Genomic DNA, 19,906 nt, shown 5'->3' on the forward strand with positions numbered 1-19,906 from the left:
GTTTGCGCCTAAGGGCTCTCGCGAATCGTCGGCGCCAGCGCCGACAGGCCCTCGCGAAATGTCGGGTAGCGGAGCGCGCCGCCGAGTAGGGCGTGCAGCCGCCTATTACTCACCCGCCGGTTGTCGGCCCAGAAGGAGAGCGCCATCGCCGACATGCGCGGCGCGGCCTCCTCGAATTTCTCCGGCACCGGCGGCGGCAGGCCGAGCAGTGTCGCGGCAAAGCGCACGGGCGCACAGGAGGGCGAGGGCTCGTCGTCCACCACATTCACCACCCCGTCGAAATGCTGCGTGATGGCGGCATGGATGGCGCCGGCGATGTCGTCGACATGGATGCGGTTGAACACCTGGCCCTCGCGCTCGATGCAGCGGGCGGTGCCGTCCGCCACGTCGATCAGCGCGTTGCGGCCGGGGCCATAGATGCCACCGAGGCGCAGCACCGCCACCGGACGCCCGGTGCGTCGGCCGAGATCCTGCCAGCCGGCCTCCGCCTCTATGCGGCGCCGGGCGCGCGGGGCGGTGGCGGCGGCGGGCGCGTTCTCGTCGATCCACGCCCCGGCGGAATCGCCATAGACGCCGATGGTGGAGAGATAAACCAGCGGCCCCTTGCCTTCCGCCAGCGCCTCCCCGAGCGGGCCGAGAAAGGGATCGCCCGCCTCTCCCGGCGCGGCCGAGACAAGCACGGCATCGGCGGCTCCCGCCGCCTCAAGCAATGCCGGCGACGGTGGGCCATCGACGCGCAGCATTTCCATGCCGGGGAAGGGCTCTTCACTGCGGCTGGTGCCGATGTGCCGGGCAAAGGCATCGCCGTGCAAGGCAACGAAGCGCTGGGCGCAATAGCCGTGCCCCAGGCAGAGCAAGGTTCCGGTCATGATTGCTCTCCAATCGCGATGGCCATCGCCTGCCGCCATTCCTCGCGCACCTCCCCGTCCGTTTCGCCCGCATGGGCAGCGGAAAGGGCGGCGAAATCGGCGGGCGACAAAAGCCGCGCGAGTGCCCACACTGCCGCGCCCCGCACCAGCGGGTGGGCGTCGTCCAGATGCCGCTCGGCTTCCGCTGCGAGGCCGGCGTCGCAGGAATTGCCGATCGCCACCAGCACGTTGCGCAGGAATCGGGCGCGGCCGATGCGCTTGACGGGGCTCTTCGAGAAGCGCGCCCGGAAGGCGGCATCGTCAAGCCGCGCGAGGTCGGCCAGCGCGGGAGCGCGGTTCTCCTCGCGGGCGGAAAGGCGGACCTCACGGCCGAGCGCGGCGAACTTGTTCCACGGGCAGGCGGCGAGGCAATCGTCGCAGCCATAGATGCGGTTGCCGACCAGCGGCCGCAGTTCGCGCGGAATGGCGCCCTTCAGCTCGATGGTGAGATAGGAGATGCAGCGACGCGCGTCGATCTGGTACGGCGCGGGAAAGGCGTTGGTCGGGCAGGCGTCGAGGCAGGCGCGGCAGCTGCCGCAATGGTCGGCGTCCGGCGCATCCGCCGGCAGCGCGAGATTGGTGGCGATGGCGCCGAGGAACAGCCAGGAGCCCTTGTCGCGCGAGACCAGATTGGTGTGCTTGCCCTGCCAGCCGAGCCCGGCGGCCTGCGCAAGCGGCTTTTCCATCAGCGGCGCGGTATCGACGAACACCTTGACCTCGACCGCGCCGGCTGCACCCGCGCGGGGCACGAAGCGGGAGGCGATGCGCTTGAGCTTGCCTTTGATGAGCTCATGATAATCGTCGCCGCGGGCATAGACCGAAATCGCCCCGCGCGTGCGTTCCGCGAGGATGGCGCGTGGGTCCTCGTCCGGTCCGTAATTGAGCCCGAGCATGAGAACAGAGGCGACCTCCGGCCACAGATTGCCGGGCGCGGCGCGGCGTGCGGCGGTCTCCGGCATCCAGTCCATGTCGCCATGCGCGCCTTCGGCAATCCACTGGTGCAGGCGCGGGCCAGCCTCAGGAATGGCATCGGCGCCGGCGATCCCCATCGCGTCGAAGCCTTCCTCGCGGGCCAGCGCGAACAGATAGGCCTTGGCCGCTTCCGGCGTCAGAAATCCAGATCCGCGTAGCACGGCGCCGGCGGCATGCCCGCCATGCTCAGCGCGAGCAGGGGCCGGAACGCGGGACGCGACTTGATGCGCGCGTACCAGATCTTCGCTCCCTCATCCTCTTCCCACGGCACGTCGCCGAGATAGTCGACGCTGGAAATATGCGCCGCCGCGGCAAGATCGGCATAGGTCATCCGCTCGCCGGCCAGCCAGTTCCGCGCCTTCAGCAGCCAGCCGATATACTGGAGATGATAGCGGATATTGGCCCGCGCGGCACGGATGATGGCCATGTCAGGCGGGCCGCCACCGAGCTCACGCGGGGTGTAGCGCTTGTACACCTTCTCGCGCACCAGCGGCTCGGACACTTCGGCGAAGAATTTGTGGTTGAACCAGGAAGCGAGCCGGCGCACCTCGACCCGCTCGCCAATGTGCAGCGGCAGCAGACGCCGCGTGCCCAGCGCGCTGCCGCGGGTCTCGTCGAGATATTCGGTGATCGGGTCGATCCCCGGCACCACGAAGCCGTCATCCTCCACCAGCACGGGGGTGGCACCGGCCGGGTCGAGCATCAGGAAATCGGGCCGGCGCTCCCACACCCGCTCTTCGATCAGTTCCGGCTCGATGCCCATCTCGCCGAGAGCGAGACGCACCAGACGCGAATGGGCGCAGAAGGGATGGTGATAGAGCTGCATTTTCCGGGAGGGTTTTCGCGGACCGTCGGCAGGCGGCGCCTGAAATCGGTCTAGAAGGGTTCGCGCCTCATCGCAAGCCATAGCGGCGTCAACATGGCGGGCGGGGCCACCGACGGTGATGAACCCGGCGGGGGATTTCGGGTTATGGTGTCCGAAGTGCTAACGCTGAGGTGGGGAACCATGGCAAAAACGACACCGCACGGCGTCTTCATCTGGAACGAGCTGAACACCCGCGACATGGAAGCCGCCAAGGCTTTTTATGCCGCCACGCTCGGCTGGACCTTTACCGCGATGCCCATGGCGGACGGTCCCGACTATGCCCTCATTCACAGCGGCGAAGCCGAGGTCGGCGGCATCTTCGTACTCGACGGACCGGAATTCGAGGGCGTGCCCGAGCACTGGTTCGCCTATATCGCCGTCGACGACGTGGACAAGCGTATCAAGGGCGCGGTTGCCGCCGGCGGGGCCGTGCTGCGCGCGCCCTTCGATGTGCCGGAGGTCGGCCGCATCGCCATCGTGCGCGATTCGCAAGGCGCGGTTGCCGGTTGGATGACGCCGACACCGTGCCTCCCATCCGGCGCGTAGGCGACCTCTAACCTGCCGTTATTTCAGACGATTCGGTCGATCCGTTACGTCTGTGCCATATATGTGCCGTAATCTGGCGGTGCGCCGCGCGGCGGTCGCTCTCGTTCCACGCCTAATTCCTGGGGAAGATCGACACGATGCAGTTCCATATCCCGGTTCCCGCCATTCGCGCCTGCGGCTTCTCCCTTCGCGAGGGGAGTCCCGAGTTTGACGATGTGGGCGCCGGGCTCGACGAGGCGGAAGCGCTGGGCGTCGATATGGTGGAGCTGCCGGTCTATGCCTGGCACCTCGTGGTGGACGGGCGCATCCTCGACAACCGGCTGAAAGATCTGGTCCGGGCGCTCCAGGGCCGCCGTCTCGGCTACAGCGTGCACGGCGCGCTGGCGGTCAATCTGATGGACCTGCCCGAGCGCCTGGCGCGCCACGAGAAGGTGCTCGCCGCCAATATCGACATCGCCGCCGCCCTCGGCGCCCAGCATCTCGTCATCCACACCGGCTTCGTGCGGGACCCCGAGGATGATCTCGAAGTCGCCTATTCCCGCCAGCGCGATGCCCTCGCCCGCGCCGGCGACCATGCGGCGGCCAATGGGGTGACGCTGTGCGTGGAGAACATTTTCCGCTTCGTTCACGCCCGCGAGACCGCGACCCCGGCCAAGCTCGCCGGCGAACTGGCGGCGATCGACCATCCGGCGGTGAAGGCGACGCTCGATGTGAGCCACGCCTATATCCGCTGCACCGATGCCCGGCTTGACCCCATCGCGGAGATGGCGGCGCTGGCGCCGCATGTCGCTCATTTCCACCTGCACGATTCATTCGGCCGCCCCAATGAGCGCCGGCCGGGCGACCTGTGGTTCTACGACCCGGCCGAGGCGGTGGCCTTTGGCGAAGGCGACCTGCACCTGCCGATCGGCTGGGGTGGCATCGACTGGGACGCGGTTGTGCAGATGGTGCGCCCGCCCGCCGGCGCGGTTGCCATGCTGGAGCTGAACCCACGCCACTGGCGCGAGCTCAAGGACCAGGTGGCCGTGCTGCGGGCTCTCGCCGGGCGCTTCCAGCCGGCATTTGTGCCCGCCCTGTGAGGGGCGGGCCGGCCCCGGCGGCCCCTGCGCCGGGCGAGGCTTTCGTGCGGCGCATCTTTTCCCCGCCCGCTGCTTCTTGCGGCGGAAACGGCCGCCCCCTATATCGGCCACGAACGGCGCGGATAGCGTCGTACCCTATTGTTTGGGGGCCGGTCCGGGGGCACGGCATCCAGTCCGTTCCTCTCCGGGTGCTTCAAGAAGGTCCGGCCGGCCTGCCGGAAGGAGAAACATATGTCTAAAGTCATCGGCATCGATCTTGGCACGACCAATAGCTGCGTCGCGGTCATGGAAGGCTCGACCCCAAAGGTGATCGAGAATGCGGAAGGCGCGCGTACCACGCCCTCCATTGTCGCCTTCACCGAGGATGGCGAGCGCCTCGTCGGCCAGCCGGCCAAGCGCCAGGCGGTCACGAACCCCGAGCGCACCTTCTTTGCGGTGAAGCGCCTCGTCGGCCGCCGCTATGAAGACCCGATGGTCGAGAAGGACAAGAAGCTCGTCCCCTACCAGATTGTGCGTGGCGACAATGGCGATGCGTGGCTGGAATCGGACGGCAAGAAGTATTCGCCCTCGCAGATCTCCGCCTTCACGCTGCAGAAGATGAAGGAGACGGCCGAGGCCTATCTCGGCGCCAAGGTCGACAAGGCGGTCATCACCGTCCCGGCCTATTTCAACGACGCCCAGCGCCAAGCCACCAAGGACGCCGGCCGCATCGCCGGCCTCGAAGTCCTGCGCATCATCAACGAGCCGACCGCGGCTGCCCTGGCCTATGGCCTCGACAAGAAGCAGGCCGGCACGATCGCGGTCTATGACCTCGGCGGCGGCACCTTCGACGTCTCGATCCTGGAGATCGGCGACGGCGTGTTCGAGGTGAAGTCGACCAATGGCGACACCTTCCTGGGTGGCGAAGACTTCGACATGCGGCTCGTCACCTATCTCGCCGACGAGTTCAAGAAGGAGCAGGGCATCGACCTGCGCAACGACAAGCTCGCCCTGCAGCGGCTGAAGGAAGCCGCCGAAAAGGCCAAGATCGAGCTGTCGAGCGCGTCCCAGACTGAGATCAACCTGCCCTTCATCACGGCGGATGCCTCGGGCCCGAAGCACCTGACCATGAAGCTCACCCGCGCCAAGTTCGAGGCGCTGGTGGACGACCTGATCCAGCGCACCATGGAGCCCTGCAAGAAGGCGCTCAAGGATGCCGGCCTCACCGCCGGGCAGATCGACGAGGTCGTTCTCGTCGGCGGCATGACCCGCATGCCCAAGGTGCAGGAAGTGGTGAAGCAGTTCTTCGGCAAGGAGCCCCACAAGGGCGTCAACCCGGATGAAGTGGTCGCCATCGGCGCCGCGATCCAGGCCGGCGTGCTCGCGGGCGACGTGAAGGACGTGCTGCTGCTCGACGTGACCCCGCTCTCGCTCGGCATCGAGACGCTGGGCGGCGTGTTCACCCGCCTGATCGACCGCAACACCACCATTCCGACCAAGAAGAGCCAGGTCTTCTCCACCGCCGAGGACGGCCAGACCGCTGTGACGATCCGCGTCTTCCAGGGCGAGCGCGAAATGGCGGCGGATAACAAGATCCTCGGCCAGTTCGATCTCGTCGGCATCCCGCCGGCGCCGCGCGGCGTGCCGCAGGTCGAGGTCGCCTTCGACATCGACGCCAATGGCCTGGTCAATGTCTCGGCCAAAGACAAGGGCACCGGCAAGGAGCAGCAGATCCGCATCCAGGCCTCGGGCGGCCTATCGGACGCGGACATCGACAAGATGGTGAAGGACGCCGAGGCGCACGCCGAGGAAGACAAGAAGCGTCGCGCCACCGTCGAGGCCAAGAACCACGCCGAGGCGCTGATCCACTCGACCGAGAAGTCGCTCGCCGACTATGGCGACAAGGTCGGCGCGCCTGAGAAGGCCGCGATCGAGACGGCGCTGGCCGATCTCAAGGCGGCGATGGAAGGCGATGATGGCGAAGCGATCGTCGCCAAGACCAACACGCTGGCGCAGGCTTCTCTCAAGCTGGGTGAGGCGATGTACGCCTCCCAGCAGGGCGATGCCGGCAGCGACGAGGCGCCGAAGGACGATGTGGTGGACGCCGAGTTCACCGAGGTCGACGACGACAAGAAGAAGTCGGCCTGATCGACATCTGAGCACCGCCCCCGGGCTCCGTTCCGGGGGCGGATTTCTTTCCGTGGCCGTGCGGCCGGTGCCGCAGCCGCCACGGGTAGCATAAGCCCGGCACGCAGGATCATCGCCGGGGCGTCCTCCGGCAGGGTTCCTGCATGGCGGCCGGGACCGCCCGCCGCGGGAAGCGCCGGCGGCGGCCAAGGATGCGACGGCACAGCGACCCATGTCCAAACGCGACTATTATGAACTCCTCGAAGTCACCCGCACCTGCAGCGATGGCGAGCTGAAGAGCTCCTATCGCAAGCTGGCGATGAAGTGGCATCCCGACAAGAATCCCGGCAATGGTGACGCCGAGGTTCGCTTCAAGGAAATCAGCGAGGCCTACGACGTCCTCAAGGACCCGCAGAAGCGCGCGGCCTATGACCGTTTCGGTCACGCCGCCTTTGATGGTGGCATGGGCAGTCCGGGCGGGCCGGGCTTCGGCTCCGACTTCGCCTCCACCTTCTCCGACATTTTCGATGACCTGTTCGGCATGTCCGGCGGAAGGCGCGGTGCCGCCAGTGGTGGCGGACGGGGCGGGCGCGAGCGCGGGGCGGACCTGCGCTACAACATGGAAATCACGCTGGAGGAGGCGTTCTCCGGCAAGGACGCCACCATCCGCCTGCCGACCTCGATCGTGTGCGAAACCTGCTCGGGCACCGGCGCCAAGCCGGGCACCCAGCCGACCACCTGTCGCACCTGTTCAGGGTCCGGGCGCATTCGCCAGGCGCAGGGCTTCTTCACCCTCGAGCGCACCTGTCCCACCTGCCAGGGCCGTGGTCAGGTGATCGAGGACCCATGCCCGGCTTGCGACGGTGCCGGGCGCACCACCAAGGAGCGCACCCTGGAAGTGGGCATTCCGGCCGGTGTCGAGGACGGCACCCGCATTCGCCTCGGCAATGAGGGCGAGGCCGGGGTGCGCGGCGGCCCTCCGGGCGACCTCTACATCTTCCTGTCGCTCGCCCCGCATGATTTCTTCCAGCGCGACGGGGCGGACCTGTTCTGCCGGGCGCCGATCTCCATGGTTTCCGCCGCGCTCGGGGGTACCTGCGAGGTGCCGACCATCGATGGCGAGACAACGAAGGTGAAGATTCCCGAGGGCACGCAGTCCGGCAAGCGTTTCCGCCTGTCCGGCAAGGGCATGCCGGTACTTCGTAGCCGCACGCGCGGCGACATGTATGTGCAGGTTGTCGTCGAAACACCGCAGAACCTGACGCGACGTCAGCGCGAACTTCTGAGCGAGTTCGATGCGGAATGTTCAAAGGACACTCATCCGGAATCGAGCGGCTTCTTCGCCCGGGTAAAGGATTTCTTTGCCGGCGATGCCGAATAAGCGGCGAAACGTAATCACTGCGTCATCGCGAGGCCTTAACAGGAGGCTGTCCGGCCTCTAGTGTTGGCCTCGGCCTCTTGGCGCGCGGCACCTGCCTCGTCGCCGCGCTGCCCTCGCCTCGCCGCCTTGCGTTGCGCGCCTTCCCGCCACGGCTTACCGGAATCGAAGTCGCATGCTCCATCGTTCTGCCGTCCCCTCGCCGAAAGAGCGCCCCGACGAAGTCCGCTTCCTCCAGTCCTGGCTGCAGAACCCGCTTCGTACCGGCGCCGTTTCGCCTTCCGGCCGCGCCCTCGCGCGCACCATGGCGAGCTTCGTCGACCCCGAGCAGGATGGTCCGGTGATCGAGCTTGGGCCTGGCACCGGCCCGGTGACGACGGCGCTGATCGCCCGCGGCGTCGCGCCCGAGCGGCTGGTGCTGATCGAGTACAACCCGGAATTCTGCAAGCTGCTGCGCCTGCGCTTCCCCGCCGCGACCGTCATACAGGGCGACGCCTACAACATGGCGCGCACGGTGGAGAGCCATCTCGACCGGCCCTCGGCGGCTGTGGTGTCCAGCCTGCCGCTGTTCACCCGCCCGGCCCCCGAGCGTCACGGGTTGCTCGACCAGGCCTTTGGCCTGTCAGTGCCGCGCGCGCCTTTCATCCAGTTCACCTATGCCGTCGTCTCGCCGGTGCCGCTGGCGCCGGAGCGCTTCGACGCCCATGTCAGCCAGCGCATCTGGGCCAATCTGCCGCCCGCCCGCGTCTGGGTGTATCGTTCCAACACTCACCACGCGCCGACGCCGGAGCTGAGCGCGGCCGAGGCGTGAGGCTGGCCGCACTGGCCGCGTCATCGCAGGAGCTCCTATGCGCCAGCCTCGTATCCTCGTCTTCGCCGGCTCCATCCGTGCCGGTTCTTTCTCCGCCAGCCTGGCCGCGCTGGCGGCGAAGGAATTGGCGCTGATGGAATGCGAGCCGGTGCTGCTGTCGCTGGCCGACTACCCGATGCCGATCTATGACGGCGACTTCGAAGCCAGCGAGGGCGTGCCTGCCGCCGCCAAGCAGTTGCGCGACCAGCTGGCCCGCGCCGACGGTGTGTTCATCGTCACCCCGGAATACAATGCCGGCCTGCCGCCGCTGCTGAAGAACGCGATCGACTGGGCCAGCCGCGTGCGCGGCGGCGAGGGCGACGCTTTCAAGGGCCCGGTCTACGCTATCGGGTCCTCCTCGCCCGGCGGACTAGGGGGCTATCGTGCCTCGATGATGCTGCGACAGACGCTGGCGCTGGGGCTCGGCGCCCTGGTGCTGGCCGAACAGGTGATGCTGGCGGGCGCCTCAGGCGCTTTCGACGAACGCGGCGACTTCAAGGACGAGAAAGCGCGCGAGAGGTTGCGCGCGGTGATGACAGCGCTTATCGAGCAGGCGGCGCTGCGGGCGGGTCTGCGCGCCTAGAGAGGCCGGAGCCTTTTCGTCTCGCAAAGCGCGTTCAGCTTTTGCGGAAAAGGCTCAAGCGCGGAGACTTTCCTCATGCACGCCCCTGTTCCCGATCCGCGCGACCGGCTGATCGTCGCTCTCGACCTGCCCTCGCTCGGGGCGGCGGAGAGCATCATCTCCCGGCTCGGCGACAGCGTGAGCTTCTACAAGATCGGCTACGAGCTCGGCTTTGCCGGCGGCCTCGGCCTTGCCCGCGAGTTGGTTGCCGATGGCCGCAAGGTGTTCATCGACTTCAAGCTGCACGACATCGGCAACACGGTGGCGCGCGGCGTCGCCAGCCTCGCCGCACTGGGCGCCAGCTTCGCCACCGTGCATGCCTATCCCCAGACCATGCGCGCGGCCATGGAGGGCAAGGGGGCGAGCCCGCTGCGCATTCTCGCTGTCACCGTGCTCACCTCCTATGACGAGGCCGACCTTACCGAGGCCGGCTATGGCGCCGGCGTCGCGGAAACGGTGGCGCGCCGGGTAGCGCAGGCGCGTGAGATCGGCATTGACGGCATTGTCTGCGCCCCGACTGACGCCGCCTCTGTGCGCGCGGCGCTGGGCCAAAGGGGCGCCATCGTTACCCCCGGCGTGCGCCCGGACGGCAGCGATGTCGGCGACCAGAAGCGCATCGCCACGCCCTTTGCCGCCATCCGTGCCGGGGCCGACCATCTGGTGGTCGGCCGGCCGATCGTCGCCTCGCCCGATCCCGTCGCGGCCGCCCGGGCGGTGCAGGCCGAGATCGCCCGCGCGCTTTCCTGAACCCACGCAGAAGGACCGAGAACAATGGCCAAGGGCTACTGGATCAGCCGCCTCGATGTGCACGATACGGACGGCTACAAGCCCTATCTTCAGGGCGCCGAGCCGGCGATTGCCGCCTTTGGCGGCCGGTTCCTGCTGCGCGGCGGCACGCCGGAGGCGCTGGAGGGCACCGCCCGTTCGCGCAATGTCGTGGTCGAATTCAAGGATTACGAGACCGCGCTCGCCTGCTTCCAGTCGCCGGAATACCAAGCCGCCTACACCCATCGAGTCGCCTCCTCTGAGGGCGAGCACCTGATCATCGAGGGCTACGAAGGCGAGCAGCCGGCGGCCGCGACGATCGCAGGCCCGGCGGATGGGTCTGGCACCGGCTATTGGGTGATGCGGATCGACGTGCACGACATGGAAACCTACAAGTCCTATGTCGCCGCCGACGCCATCGCCATCGCGAAATATGAGGGCTGGTTCGTGGTGCGCGGCGGGCGGCACGAGGGCGTGCACGGCGAGGCCCGCTCGCGCAATGTGCTGGTCGCCTTCAAGGATCTGGCGGCCGCGCTGGCCTGCTACAACTCGCCGGAATACCAGGCGGCGCTGGCCTTCCGCAGCAAAGCGGCGGTGGCCGAGGTGATCGCGCTCGCCGGCGTGTGACCGGCGCCCGCTCTTGCGCAAATGAGGCGGTGCCTCGGCGAGAGCGTGCGGGAAGGGCAAAGACGCAAGCTCGCGGGGCTTTGTGCGGTTCGCCGGCGCGTCGACGATGGACAACACGAAAGAGTCCTGCTATGTGCCCTCACCCTGATTGGCTGCCCGCCATCCCGTAGGTTTCGGGAGACCCGCGCCAATCGCCAGAATTCAACGATGCGCGATACGCGAAGCACGAAAGAGGAAGACACGTGCAGGTTCTCGTTCGGGACAACAACGTCGATCAGGCCCTCAAGGCGCTGAAGAAGAAGATGCAGCGCGAAGGCATCTTTCGCGAGATGAAGCTGCGCGGCCATTACGAGAAGCCGTCCGAGAAGCGCGCCCGCGAGGAGGCCGAGGCCGTCCGTCGCGCGCGCAAGCTGGCCCGCAAGCGCGCCCAGCGCGAAGGTCTGCTGCCCTCGAAGCCTAAGGTCGTTCCCGGCGGTCCCCGCTGACACGACGCTGTGCGGTCCCCTTCGGGACTGCCAGGACCTGAAAGATATCCAAGCGCGGTGACGACAGTCACCGCGCTTTTTGCGTTGGGAGAATGGGCCGCATGGCACTCGCCTGCACCGTGTCGGACCTGCGTGAGGTCCCCGCTTTCGCCGCCGTGGTGGCCGAACGCGTCTGGCGGGCCTGGTGGGAAGGAAAGGGCGTGCCTTTGGACGCCTTGCGCGCCCGGCTCGACGAGAGCCTTGGGCGAAGCCCGGTGCCGGCGACTTTCGTCGCGCATGACAGCGAACGCTTCCTTGGCTGCGCCGCGCTCATTGCCAGCGACGTCGACCAGCGCCCCGCGTTGACGCCCTGGGTCGCCGCGCTCTGGGTGGAGCCAGTGAGCACGCGACAGGGGATCGGCGCGGCATTGATGGCGCGGGCGACCGAGGCGGCATTCGCCAGCGGCCATGAGCACGTGTATCTGGCAGCGGAAGCGCGACTGGCGCCTTACTACGCCGCACGCGGCTGGAGCCTTGTGGAATCCGACGTCGACGGGCTGGAGATCTTTGTCCGGCGTCGCGGCTAAAGCGGGCGCCGGCTACTGGCGATTATAGGGAATCGTGTACTCGCCGGCGCGGATGCGCTCGGCCAGGCGCTCGGCAAAGCCGGCGGCGGCTTCCTCGCCATAGGTGGCGACCATGGAGCGGATGGCGGTGAACAGGGCCGCCTGGGCGAGGCAGTCCTCGTCGAGCCCGTCATAGACGGCCTCGTTCCACGCCTCATCGAGATAGGCGAGCGCGGCATGGCGCTCGTCCTCGTGAGCCTGGTCGGCCTTGTCGTCGATATCGAGCGTTCCAGGAAGCTGAGACAAACCAAACCCTCCGCGTGCCGGGTTCCCGCCCCGCGGGGCACGCAACGCCGAAACCTTAGCATGCCCCGGCGGCACGTCCGCCCAAGAATTGAAGGACGGTTAATTTGCCGCGGCATAAATGCGACAGGTGTGACATAATCGTTCCGCCACGTGGCGGCGCTGCGCGGCTTAGTTGCTACCGTAACGGGTTGCAACGTCACGCGCGAGCTTGGCGCCGGTCTCCAGATAGCGCTGGCTGGCCAGTTCCGCCGAGGGCGTGCACACGCGGTAGACTTGGCGGTAGCTCTCATAGCCGGTGTTGAAGGCGCTGGTGAGCTGGCCGCGACGGTCGCCCGAGGGCGCTTCGATATCAAGCATGGCCTGCATCTCGTCGCGCCAGCGCGTCGCTTCGGCCGCGCCGCACAGGGGGCGCAGGTAATGAAGCGCGCCGAGAATTTCGGCCAGATGCAGCAATTCGGCCTCGTAAGGCGGCGCACCGCCCTGCGTCGCCTGCGCCAGTGCTCGCTGTGGCGAGGCGATAACAAGCCCCGCCAGCAGGGCAGCAGACAGCAGAGGGACGAGCGGGGAGCGTGGCATGCGCCTGTGGTGCGCCGGCGCCGCGCGGGCGTCAAGAGCCGGCATAGCCGCCTATTGCGACTCTGGCGCATCCGTGGCGCGCGCCAGCACGAGGGCGGCCGCGACGATCTCCCCGAGGCCGGGCGTAGTTTTCTGCGGCAGGGCGGCGGGGTGGAACCAGCCGACTTCCGCCGCCTCCGGCCCCTCCTGGGGCTCGCCCTGGACCCAGCGCGCGGCATGGCTGACCACGACGAAATGGGCGGAAAGCGCGCCGTCCGGATCGCGCTGGATGATGTCGAGCGCGCCGGCGACGCCGAGGATCTCGCAGGCCACGGCCACCTCCTCCATCACCTCGCGCGCGGCGGCCTGCGCCAGCGTTTCGCCCGGCTCCACCCGTCCGCCCGGCAAGGTCCACAGTCCCAGCGAAGGGGGGCGGCCGCGCCGGGCCAGCAGCACCCGTCCGTCGCGGAAGACGGCGGCGCTGGTGGCGAGCACGGGTCGGATAAGGTTCGGCATGGCGGGCGTCCGGTGGGCGAATCGGTGCCATCCTATCCGGTTTCCCGCCCGGCGCTCTGAGTGGCTGGCCTTGACCGCGCCCGATTGGAGCCGCATTCGGATCGGAAGCTCGGCAAGGATTCACGTAGCGAGGGAAGCCATGGGCAAGACGGCGAAGGACGGACGCAGCGCCCGGCGCTCTGGCGCCCACGCCCTGCTGCTCGCCGGGGCGACGCTCCTCGGCAGCCTGCCGGTGGCCGCACAGACTGCCGTGCCCGGCCGCACTCCTGCCACGGTCGCCGAGACGAGTGACCCCGCCTGCGCCCACTTTGGCGCTGGGTTCACCCGCCTGGCCGGGTCCTCCACCTGCGTGAAGATCAGCGGCAGCGTGCAGACCGACCTCTATTCCACCGATGTGAACAGCACGAGCCGGGTCGACGCCCTCGCGCCGGGGCTGAAGAGCAAGTAGCCGCGCGTCAGCGCCCGAACAGCGCAAAATAACGCGCGATCACCCCGGCATAAGTCCGGGTGAGCGCCGCGACTTCGTCGATGGGCGTCGATTCGTCCACCGCATGCATGCTGGTACCTACCAGGCCGAACTCGACCACCGGGCAGTGATCCTTGATGAAGCGGGCATCCGAGGTGCCGCCCGTGGTGGAGAGTTCCGGCCGGCGGCCGGTGGCCTCCGAGATCGCCTCGACCACGAGATCGACGAAATCGCTTGGGGCGGTGAGGAAGCTGTCGGAGGAGCGGGCCTCAAAGCCGAGGGTGAAGCGCACCTCATTGCCAGCCGCCGCCACCATGCGGCGTTCGATCTCGGCGGCCAGCGTTTCCGGCGTCCACAGATCGTTGAAGCGGATGTTGAAGCGCGCCCGCGCCTCGGCGGGAATGACGTTGAAGGCGGGGTTGCCGACGTCGACCGAGACGACTTCGAGATTCGACGCCTGGAAATGCGCGTTGCCGCCGTCGAGCGGTTCGGCCTTCAGCGCGGCGAGCAGCTTCACCATGCCGGGGATCGGGTTCTCGGCGAGATGGGGGTAGCCGACATGGCCCTGCCGGCCGTGCACGGTGAGCGTGCCGGAGAGTGAGCCGCGCCGCCCGATCTTCACCATGTCGCCCAGCGCCGCCCGCGAGGTGGGCTCGCCCAGCACGCAATGGTCTATCCGCTCGTCGCGGTCGGCCAGCCAGCGCAGCAGCTTCTCGGTGCCGTTGATGGCTGGGCCTTCTTCGTCGCCGGTGAGCAGGAAGGAGATCGAGCCGGGCAGGTCCGCATGGTCGGGGTCGTGGCCATGGGCGCCGGCGAAGTCGAGCCCGGCGGCGATGAAGGCGGCGACGCCGCCCTTCATGTCGACCGCGCCGCGGCCATAGATCAGCCCGTCCTGGATCGCCCCCTCGAAGGGGGGAAAGCGCCAATGGGTGGGATCACCGGGCGGCACCACGTCGGTATGGCCGGCAAAGCACAGATTGGGGCCGCGCGTGCCGAAGCGGGCGTAGAGATTTTCGACATCCGGCGTGTCTGGGCCGGTGAGCGTCACCCGGTGGGTGGCGAAGCCGGCATTGGAGAGCACAGCGTCGAGATAGGCCAACGCGCCTCCTTCTGCCGGTGTCACCGAGGGGCAGCGGATGAGTGTGCGCAGAATGTCGACGGGGTCTGCCGGGGCATGGAAGGAAGGCGCGGTGGCGGTCATAACACGTCCTCTGGCGGAGTCTCCGGAGCCGGCAACCATCTGTTTAGCCGTCATGGCCGGGCTTGTCCCGGCCATCCACGCTTTCCAGCGGCGCCGAAGACATGGATCCCCGGGTCACGCCCGGGGATGACGACCAGGGACACGACCGCCTGACGAGAGCTGCCCGCGGCCTCCGCTTCAATCGCGCAGCAACTCGTTGATCGAGGTCTTGGAACGGGTCTGCTCGTCCACGCGCTTGACGATCACCGCGCAGTAGAGCGAGGGGCCGGGCTGGCCGTTCGGCAGCGGCTTGCCGGGCAGGGCGCCGGGCACGACGACCGAATAGGCCGGCACCTCGCCGATGAAAACCTCGCCGGTGGCGCGGTCGATGATCTTGGTGGTGGCGGAGATGAACACGCCCATGGAGAGCACCGCGCCGCGGCGGACGATGACTCCCTCGACCACTTCCGAGCGCGCGCCGATGAAGCAGTCATCCTCGATGATGACCGGGCCGGCCTGCAGCGGCTCCAGCACGCCGCCAATGCCGACTCCGCCGGACAGATGCACGTTCTTGCCGATCTGGGCGCAGGAGCCGACCGTCGCCCAGGTGTCGACCATCGAGCCGGCATCGACGCGGGCGCCGAGATTCACGAAGGAAGGCATCAGCACCACATTCGGCGCGATGAAGGCCGAGCGGCGGACGATGGCGCCCGGCACGGCGCGGAAGCCGGCGGCCCGGAACTCGGCCTCGCCCCAGCTCTCGAACTTGGAGGGCACCTTGTCCCACCAGTGGGCGCCGCCGGGGGCGCCGGGGATGGCGGTCATGTCGTTGAGGCGGAAGGAGAGCAACACAGCCTTCTTGAGCCACTGGTTGACGGTCCAGTTGCCGTCCGCGCCCGGCTCGGCGACGCGCGCCTGGCCGGCATCGAGCAGGCCGAGCGCCTCGTTTACCGCGTGGCGGATCTCGCCGCCGGTCTCGAAATTGACCTCGGCCCGGTTGTCGAAGGCGGTCTCGATGATGCTCTGAAGCTGGCTCGACATGTCATTCTCCGCTGTTCGCGGGTCTTGTCCGGTCGCGGCGCGCTTCTGTCAACGGCCGAGTCGCATCAGGAACTCCGCAGGCCGTTCAGGAACGCCGTCAGATCGTCCGTCACCACGTCGATATGGGCGCCGTCGCGGCCCTCATGCTCCCACGCCTCGCGATCGGCGGGGTTCACCGCGAGGCCCGGCGGCACCACGAGCACGGTCCGCATGCCCAGCATGGCCGGTACTTCGAGGTTGCGGGCGAGGTCCTCGAACATCGCCGCACGGGTCGGATCGACGTCGAAGCGGGTAAGGAAGCCGCGATAGGCGCTTTCCTGCGGCTTGGGGTGGAATTCGGCGGCGACGATGTCGTGCACATCGGCGAAATGCTCGGAGATGCCGAGCTTGTCGAGAACCTGGTCGGCATGGCCGCGCGAACCATTGGTGTAGACCAGCTTGCGGCCCGGCAGCGCGCCGAGCGCTTCGCCCAGCGCGGGGGCGGCGTCTAGGCTGGCAAGGTCGATGGCGTGAACATGGGCGAGGAAGTCGTCCGGGTCCATCGCGTGCTCGATCATCAGCCCGCGCAGCGAGGTGCCGTATTTGCGGTAATAGCCCTTCTGCAGCGCAAAGGCCTCGTCCAGCGTCAGGCCGAGGAAGTTCGCGATATAGGCGCGCATCTTCATGTCGATCTGTCGCCACAGGTCGAGCCCGGGCGGGTAGAGCGTGTTGTCGAGATCGAACACCCAGGTCTCGACATGGGAGAAGTCGAGTTTCGCGGTGCGGGCGGACTCGGCAGAACGGGAAGGGGAGGAAGAGGACATGCCGCTCTTCTAGCTGAAACGCTCTCGGTCGTCATGCCCGGGCTTGGCCCGGGCATCCACGACGTCGTTCCCGTGCGCTCCCGAAGACGTGGATCCCCGGGACGAGCCCGGGGATGACGTGGCGCTTGGGGTCACGTGGTCAGCGGCGCCAGCCGTCCTTTGGCATCACCGCGTGATGAGCGTGCCGGCGCCGTGGTCGGTCAGCAGCTCCAGCAGCACCGCATGAGCCACCTTGCCGTCGAGGATCACCACTCCTTCCACGCCCTGCTCCAGCGCGTAGATGCAGGTTTCCACCTTCGGGATCATGCCGCCGGAAATCGTGCCGTCGGCGATCAGCGCCCGAGCCTGGGCGATGGTTAATTCCTTGATGAGCTGCTTGTCGCGGTCGAGCACGCCGGGCACGTCGGTCAGCAGCAGCAGCCGCTTGGCGCCCAGCGCACCGGCGATGGCGCCAGCAAAGGTGTCGGCATTGACGTTGAAGGTGCCGCCGCCCTTGCCGGTGGCGACCGGGGCGAGCACGGGGATCAATTCGCGGCCGAGGATCTGGTCGAGCACGGTGGTATCCACCGTCTCGGGCTCGCCGACGAAGCCGAGGTCGATCACCTGCTCGATGTTCGAATCGGGATCACGCACCGAGCGCGTCACCTTGGAGGCGACGACCATGTTGCCGTCTTTGCCGGACAGGCCCAGCGCCTTGCCGCCAGCCTCGTTGATGAAGCCGACAAGGGATTTGTTGATCGAACCGGCCAGCACCATCTCGACGATCTCGACGGTGGCCTTGTCGGTGATGCGCAGCCCGGCGGCGAATTCCGACTTGATGCCGAGCTTGGCCAGCATGGCGCCGATCTGCGGCCCGCCGCCATGCACCACGACCGGGTTCACGCCCGATTGTTCGAGCAGCACGATGTCCTGCGCGAAGTCCCGCGCCACCTGCTCGTCGCCCATGGCGTGGCCGCCATATTTCACCACGATGATGGCGTCGTCATAGCGCTGCATATGCGGCAGCGCCTGCACCAGCACGCGGGCCTTGGTGTGGTCGTCAATGGTCTCGGAGGTCATGGCAGGTCCGTTCGCACGGGAGCGGGAATGAGACAGGCGCGTGGCCGCGCGGGCGGCCGGATGGGGAGTGCCCTTCTAGCCGATTTCGATGACGCTTCTCAATCATCGCCTTGTGTCGGCGGGAGGGCGGGCATGGAGGGCGGGCGTGCAAGAAATGGCTTGCACCGGCCAACCTGTCCGCCGGCCCCCGCGCATGCCATATGCACCCGATGCAAACGCCCGCCACCCGCAAGCCCCTTAAGGCCCGCTTCGTCGAAGGCTCGACGCTCCGCCATGTCGCCACCATGACGGCGGCCGGCTCGGTCGGCCTGATGGCGGTGTTCGTCGTCGACCTTCTGAACCTGTTCTACATTTCGCTGCTGGGCGAGGAGGAACTGGCGGCGGCCATCGGCTATGCCGGCACGGTGATGTTCTTCACCACCTCGGTCGGCATCGGTGTCATGATCGCCGGCTCGGCGCTGGTGTCGCGGGCGATCGGTAGCGGAAGGCTGGTCGACGGGCGGCGGCTCTCCACTTCCTCGCTGATCTACATGGCGCTCGCCACCGGCCTGATGACGCTCATGATGCTGCCCTTTCTCGGCCCGTTGCTGGCGCTGCTCGGCGCCACTGGGCGGACGCTGGAGCTGGCGCGGAATTTCCTGCTGATCGTGCTGCCCTCCACGCCCCTGCTTGGTCTCGGCATGGCCGCCTCGGGCACGCTGCGCGGCATTGGCGATGCGCGGCGCTCGATGTGGGTCACGCTGTCCGGCGGCCTCGCCACCGCGGTGCTCGACCCGCTGCTGATTCTCTGGCTCGGCCTCGGCGTCGAGGGTGCAGCCATCGCCACGGTGATCGCCCGCGTGGTGATGACTGCCTACGGACTCAACGCGGTGATCCGGGTGCATCGGCTCGCGGCGCGGCCGAAGCTGGCCGATTTTATGACCGATGTCGGCCCGCTCTCGGCCATCGCGGTGCCGGCGATCCTCACCAACATCGCCACCCCGGTCGGCAATGCCTATGTCACCTATGCCCTTGCCCCGCATGGCGATGCGGCGGTGGCGGCCTGGGCGGTGATCGGTCGGCTGATACCGGTCGCCTTCGGCCCGCTCTTCGCCCTCACCGGCGCCATCGGCCCGGTGATCGGCCAGAATGTGGGGGCCCAGCGCTATGACCGGGTGCGCCAGACGGTGCGCGACAGCCTGAAGCTCACCATCGCCTATGTGCTCGGCGTCTGGCTGCTCCTTGCGCTGGCGCGCCAGCCGCTCGCCGGTCTGTTCGGTCTGTCGGCGGAGGGCGTGGCGCTGGTCGAGTTCTTCTGCCTCTACGCGGCCGGTGCCTATGTGTTCTTCGGCGCGCTGTTCGTCGCCAATGCCGCCTTCAACAATCTCGGCGCGCCTCTGCTCTCCACCCTTTTCAACTGGGGACGGGCGACGCTCGGCACCATTCCCTTTGTCTGGCTCGGCAGCCACTGGTATGGCGTAGAGGGGGTGCTCGCCGGGCAGGCGCTGGGCTCGGTCGCCTTCGGCGTGGCGGCGCTGATCTCGGCTTTCGCCGTGGTCCGCCGGCTGCACGCCGGCATGCCGCCGCCGGCACCGGCAACCGCGCTGGCCGGCCCGGAACTGCCGCCCTTTTCGCGTGGCGAGGACGCCCCCGCCATCGAGACCGCTGCCGGGGTCTTTCCTCGCGAGGAGGAGAACGGATAGAGTACGGGAATGAGCGATACCAGCTTTCCCGACCTCGTCCTGCCCCCCGATGGGCGTCAGTCGGAGACCGCGCGCGGCATTCAGCGCGGGGCGCTGCGCTATCTGGCGGCGCGCGGGCTCGTCGGCGTGCCCGAGTTCAGCCTCGCCTCCGGCCGCCGCGCGGATATCGCCGCGCTCGACACGCGCGGGGAGGTGTGGGTGGTCGAGATCAAGTCCTCGGTCATCGACTTCCGCACCGACCGCAAATGGAGCGAGTACCGGCTTTATTGCGACCGGCTGTTCTTCGCCGTCGGACCGGATTTCCCGCTCGACATCCTGCCCGAGGACACCGGCATACTGGTCGCCGACATGTTCGGCGCGGGGCTGGTACGCGAGGCGCCGCGCCACCCGATCCCGGGCGCCACCCGCAAGGCGCTCACCCTGCGCTTCGCCCGCGCCGCCGCTGGAAGGCTGATGGGGCTTATGGACCCCGAGGCCCTGCGCGGCATCGCGCTTTAGAGGGGATAACCGGCCATGGCGCTTGAAAGGCGGGCCCCGCCTCTGCCAGCGT

The 19,906-nt window shown here is 68.0% G+C and carries 22 protein-coding genes and 2 pseudogenes; 14 read left to right on the forward strand and 10 right to left on the reverse strand.

Annotated features, from left to right (window positions below):
- Window positions 1–8: 8 nt before the first annotated feature.
- Genes A3M1_RS0109130 through A3M1_RS0109140 form a run of 3 tightly spaced genes read right to left on the reverse strand, consistent with a single transcriptional unit; the run spans window position 9 to window position 2,706 of the window.
- Window positions 9–869 (reverse strand): NAD-dependent epimerase/dehydratase family protein, encoded by an 861-nt coding sequence (locus A3M1_RS0109130; RefSeq protein ID WP_018388654.1) that lies wholly within the window; start codon window positions 867–869, stop codon window positions 9–11.
- Entirely contained in the window at window positions 866–2,041 is a 1,176-nt protein-coding gene (queG, locus tag A3M1_RS0109135) for a tRNA epoxyqueuosine(34) reductase QueG (protein ID WP_018388655.1), read from the reverse strand. The genes A3M1_RS0109130 and queG overlap by 4 nt, the downstream gene beginning before the upstream one ends.
- Window positions 2,017–2,706, reverse strand: coding sequence for a glutathione S-transferase family protein (locus A3M1_RS0109140; protein WP_018388656.1), 690 nt, complete (start codon window positions 2,704–2,706; stop codon window positions 2,017–2,019). Before A3M1_RS0109140 ends, queG begins: the two co-directional genes overlap by 25 nt.
- 180 nt (window positions 2,707–2,886) lie before the next feature.
- Here A3M1_RS0109140 and A3M1_RS0109145 point away from each other — a divergent pair, with 180 nt between their 5' ends.
- From A3M1_RS0109145 to A3M1_RS0109190, 11 genes and pseudogenes are all read left to right on the forward strand, one after another.
- Entirely contained in the window at window positions 2,887–3,291 is a 405-nt protein-coding gene (locus A3M1_RS0109145) for a VOC family protein (RefSeq protein ID WP_018388657.1), read from the forward strand.
- Window positions 3,292–3,428: 137 nt separating this feature from the next.
- Window positions 3,429–4,370 carry a sugar phosphate isomerase/epimerase gene (locus A3M1_RS0109150; protein WP_018388658.1) on the forward strand — a complete coding sequence of 314 codons (942 nt, stop codon included), beginning with the start codon at window positions 3,429–3,431 and terminating at the stop codon, window positions 4,368–4,370.
- A 231-nt stretch (window positions 4,371–4,601) separates the two neighbouring features.
- Complete coding sequence (dnaK, locus tag A3M1_RS0109155; RefSeq protein ID WP_018388659.1) at window positions 4,602–6,497, forward strand: molecular chaperone DnaK; 1,896 nt, start codon at window positions 4,602–4,604, stop codon at window positions 6,495–6,497.
- A gap of 211 nt (window positions 6,498–6,708) precedes the next feature.
- The gene (dnaJ, locus tag A3M1_RS0109160) at window positions 6,709–7,857 is read left to right on the forward strand and encodes a molecular chaperone DnaJ (RefSeq protein ID WP_018388660.1); all 1,149 of its coding nucleotides are present in this window, start codon (window positions 6,709–6,711) and stop codon (window positions 7,855–7,857) included.
- A 172-nt stretch (window positions 7,858–8,029) separates the two neighbouring features.
- Window positions 8,030–8,665: a class I SAM-dependent methyltransferase gene (locus A3M1_RS0109165; RefSeq protein ID WP_018388661.1), complete on the forward strand. Its 636-nt coding sequence runs from the start codon at window positions 8,030–8,032 to the stop codon at window positions 8,663–8,665.
- A gap of 37 nt (window positions 8,666–8,702) precedes the next feature.
- Window positions 8,703–9,287 carry an NADPH-dependent FMN reductase gene (locus A3M1_RS0109170; RefSeq protein ID WP_018388662.1) on the forward strand — a complete coding sequence of 195 codons (585 nt, stop codon included), beginning with the start codon at window positions 8,703–8,705 and terminating at the stop codon, window positions 9,285–9,287.
- A 75-nt stretch (window positions 9,288–9,362) separates the two neighbouring features.
- Window positions 9,363–10,073, forward strand: coding sequence for an orotidine-5'-phosphate decarboxylase (pyrF, locus tag A3M1_RS0109175; protein ID WP_018388663.1), 711 nt, complete (start codon window positions 9,363–9,365; stop codon window positions 10,071–10,073).
- A 24-nt stretch (window positions 10,074–10,097) separates the two neighbouring features.
- Window positions 10,098–10,397 (forward strand): annotated as a pseudogene (locus tag A3M1_RS26880) (DUF1330 domain-containing protein); the annotation flags it as partial.
- A gap of 51 nt (window positions 10,398–10,448) precedes the next feature.
- Window positions 10,449–10,718 (forward strand): annotated as a pseudogene (locus A3M1_RS26885) (DUF1330 domain-containing protein); the annotation flags it as partial.
- 242 nt (window positions 10,719–10,960) lie between these two features.
- Window positions 10,961–11,203, forward strand: a complete 243-nt coding sequence (gene rpsU / locus A3M1_RS0109185) for a 30S ribosomal protein S21 (protein ID WP_018388665.1) — start codon at window positions 10,961–10,963, stop codon at window positions 11,201–11,203.
- 101 nt (window positions 11,204–11,304) lie between these two features.
- The gene (locus tag A3M1_RS0109190) at window positions 11,305–11,769 is read left to right on the forward strand and encodes a GNAT family N-acetyltransferase (protein WP_018388666.1); all 465 of its coding nucleotides are present in this window, start codon (window positions 11,305–11,307) and stop codon (window positions 11,767–11,769) included.
- A 12-nt stretch (window positions 11,770–11,781) separates the two neighbouring features.
- Here A3M1_RS0109190 and A3M1_RS0109195 read toward each other — a convergent pair whose 3' ends face one another.
- From A3M1_RS0109195 to A3M1_RS0109205, 3 genes are all read right to left on the reverse strand, one after another.
- Window positions 11,782–12,054 (reverse strand): hypothetical protein, encoded by a 273-nt coding sequence (locus A3M1_RS0109195; RefSeq protein WP_018388667.1) that lies wholly within the window; start codon window positions 12,052–12,054, stop codon window positions 11,782–11,784.
- A 168-nt stretch (window positions 12,055–12,222) separates the two neighbouring features.
- Window positions 12,223–12,630 (reverse strand): TIGR02301 family protein, encoded by a 408-nt coding sequence (locus tag A3M1_RS0109200; RefSeq protein WP_018388668.1) that lies wholly within the window; start codon window positions 12,628–12,630, stop codon window positions 12,223–12,225.
- 51 nt (window positions 12,631–12,681) lie between these two features.
- The gene (locus A3M1_RS0109205) at window positions 12,682–13,125 is read right to left on the reverse strand and encodes an NUDIX hydrolase (RefSeq protein WP_018388669.1); all 444 of its coding nucleotides are present in this window, start codon (window positions 13,123–13,125) and stop codon (window positions 12,682–12,684) included.
- Window positions 13,126–13,264: 139 nt separating this feature from the next.
- On the opposite strand from A3M1_RS0109205, the gene A3M1_RS0109210 reads away from it, so the two are divergent.
- The gene (locus tag A3M1_RS0109210; RefSeq protein WP_018388670.1) at window positions 13,265–13,573 is read left to right on the forward strand and encodes a hypothetical protein; all 309 of its coding nucleotides are present in this window, start codon (window positions 13,265–13,267) and stop codon (window positions 13,571–13,573) included.
- A gap of 7 nt (window positions 13,574–13,580) precedes the next feature.
- Here A3M1_RS0109210 and dapE read toward each other — a convergent pair whose 3' ends face one another.
- The 4 genes from dapE to argB form a co-directional block, all read right to left on the reverse strand.
- Window positions 13,581–14,792 carry a succinyl-diaminopimelate desuccinylase gene (gene dapE, locus A3M1_RS0109215; protein ID WP_018388671.1) on the reverse strand — a complete coding sequence of 404 codons (1,212 nt, stop codon included), beginning with the start codon at window positions 14,790–14,792 and terminating at the stop codon, window positions 13,581–13,583.
- A gap of 177 nt (window positions 14,793–14,969) precedes the next feature.
- Entirely contained in the window at window positions 14,970–15,812 is an 843-nt protein-coding gene (dapD, locus tag A3M1_RS0109220; RefSeq protein WP_018388672.1) for a 2,3,4,5-tetrahydropyridine-2,6-dicarboxylate N-succinyltransferase, read from the reverse strand.
- A 65-nt stretch (window positions 15,813–15,877) separates the two neighbouring features.
- Window positions 15,878–16,615: a pyrimidine 5'-nucleotidase gene (locus tag A3M1_RS0109225; protein ID WP_018388673.1), complete on the reverse strand. Its 738-nt coding sequence runs from the start codon at window positions 16,613–16,615 to the stop codon at window positions 15,878–15,880.
- Between the two features lie 165 nt (window positions 16,616–16,780).
- Window positions 16,781–17,674: an acetylglutamate kinase gene (argB, locus tag A3M1_RS0109230; RefSeq protein ID WP_018388674.1), complete on the reverse strand. Its 894-nt coding sequence runs from the start codon at window positions 17,672–17,674 to the stop codon at window positions 16,781–16,783.
- 200 nt (window positions 17,675–17,874) lie between these two features.
- Between argB and A3M1_RS0109235 the strand changes: the two genes are divergently transcribed.
- The gene (locus tag A3M1_RS0109235) at window positions 17,875–19,356 is read left to right on the forward strand and encodes an MATE family efflux transporter (RefSeq protein ID WP_018388675.1); all 1,482 of its coding nucleotides are present in this window, start codon (window positions 17,875–17,877) and stop codon (window positions 19,354–19,356) included.
- Between the two features lie 9 nt (window positions 19,357–19,365).
- Window positions 19,366–19,854: an MmcB family DNA repair protein gene (locus tag A3M1_RS0109240; RefSeq protein ID WP_018388676.1), complete on the forward strand. Its 489-nt coding sequence runs from the start codon at window positions 19,366–19,368 to the stop codon at window positions 19,852–19,854.
- Window positions 19,855–19,906: the final 52 nt, after the last annotated feature.

Source organism: Ancylobacter sp. FA202 (genome assembly GCF_000380205.1).
Taxonomy (GTDB): domain Bacteria; phylum Pseudomonadota; class Alphaproteobacteria; order Rhizobiales; family Xanthobacteraceae; genus Ancylobacter.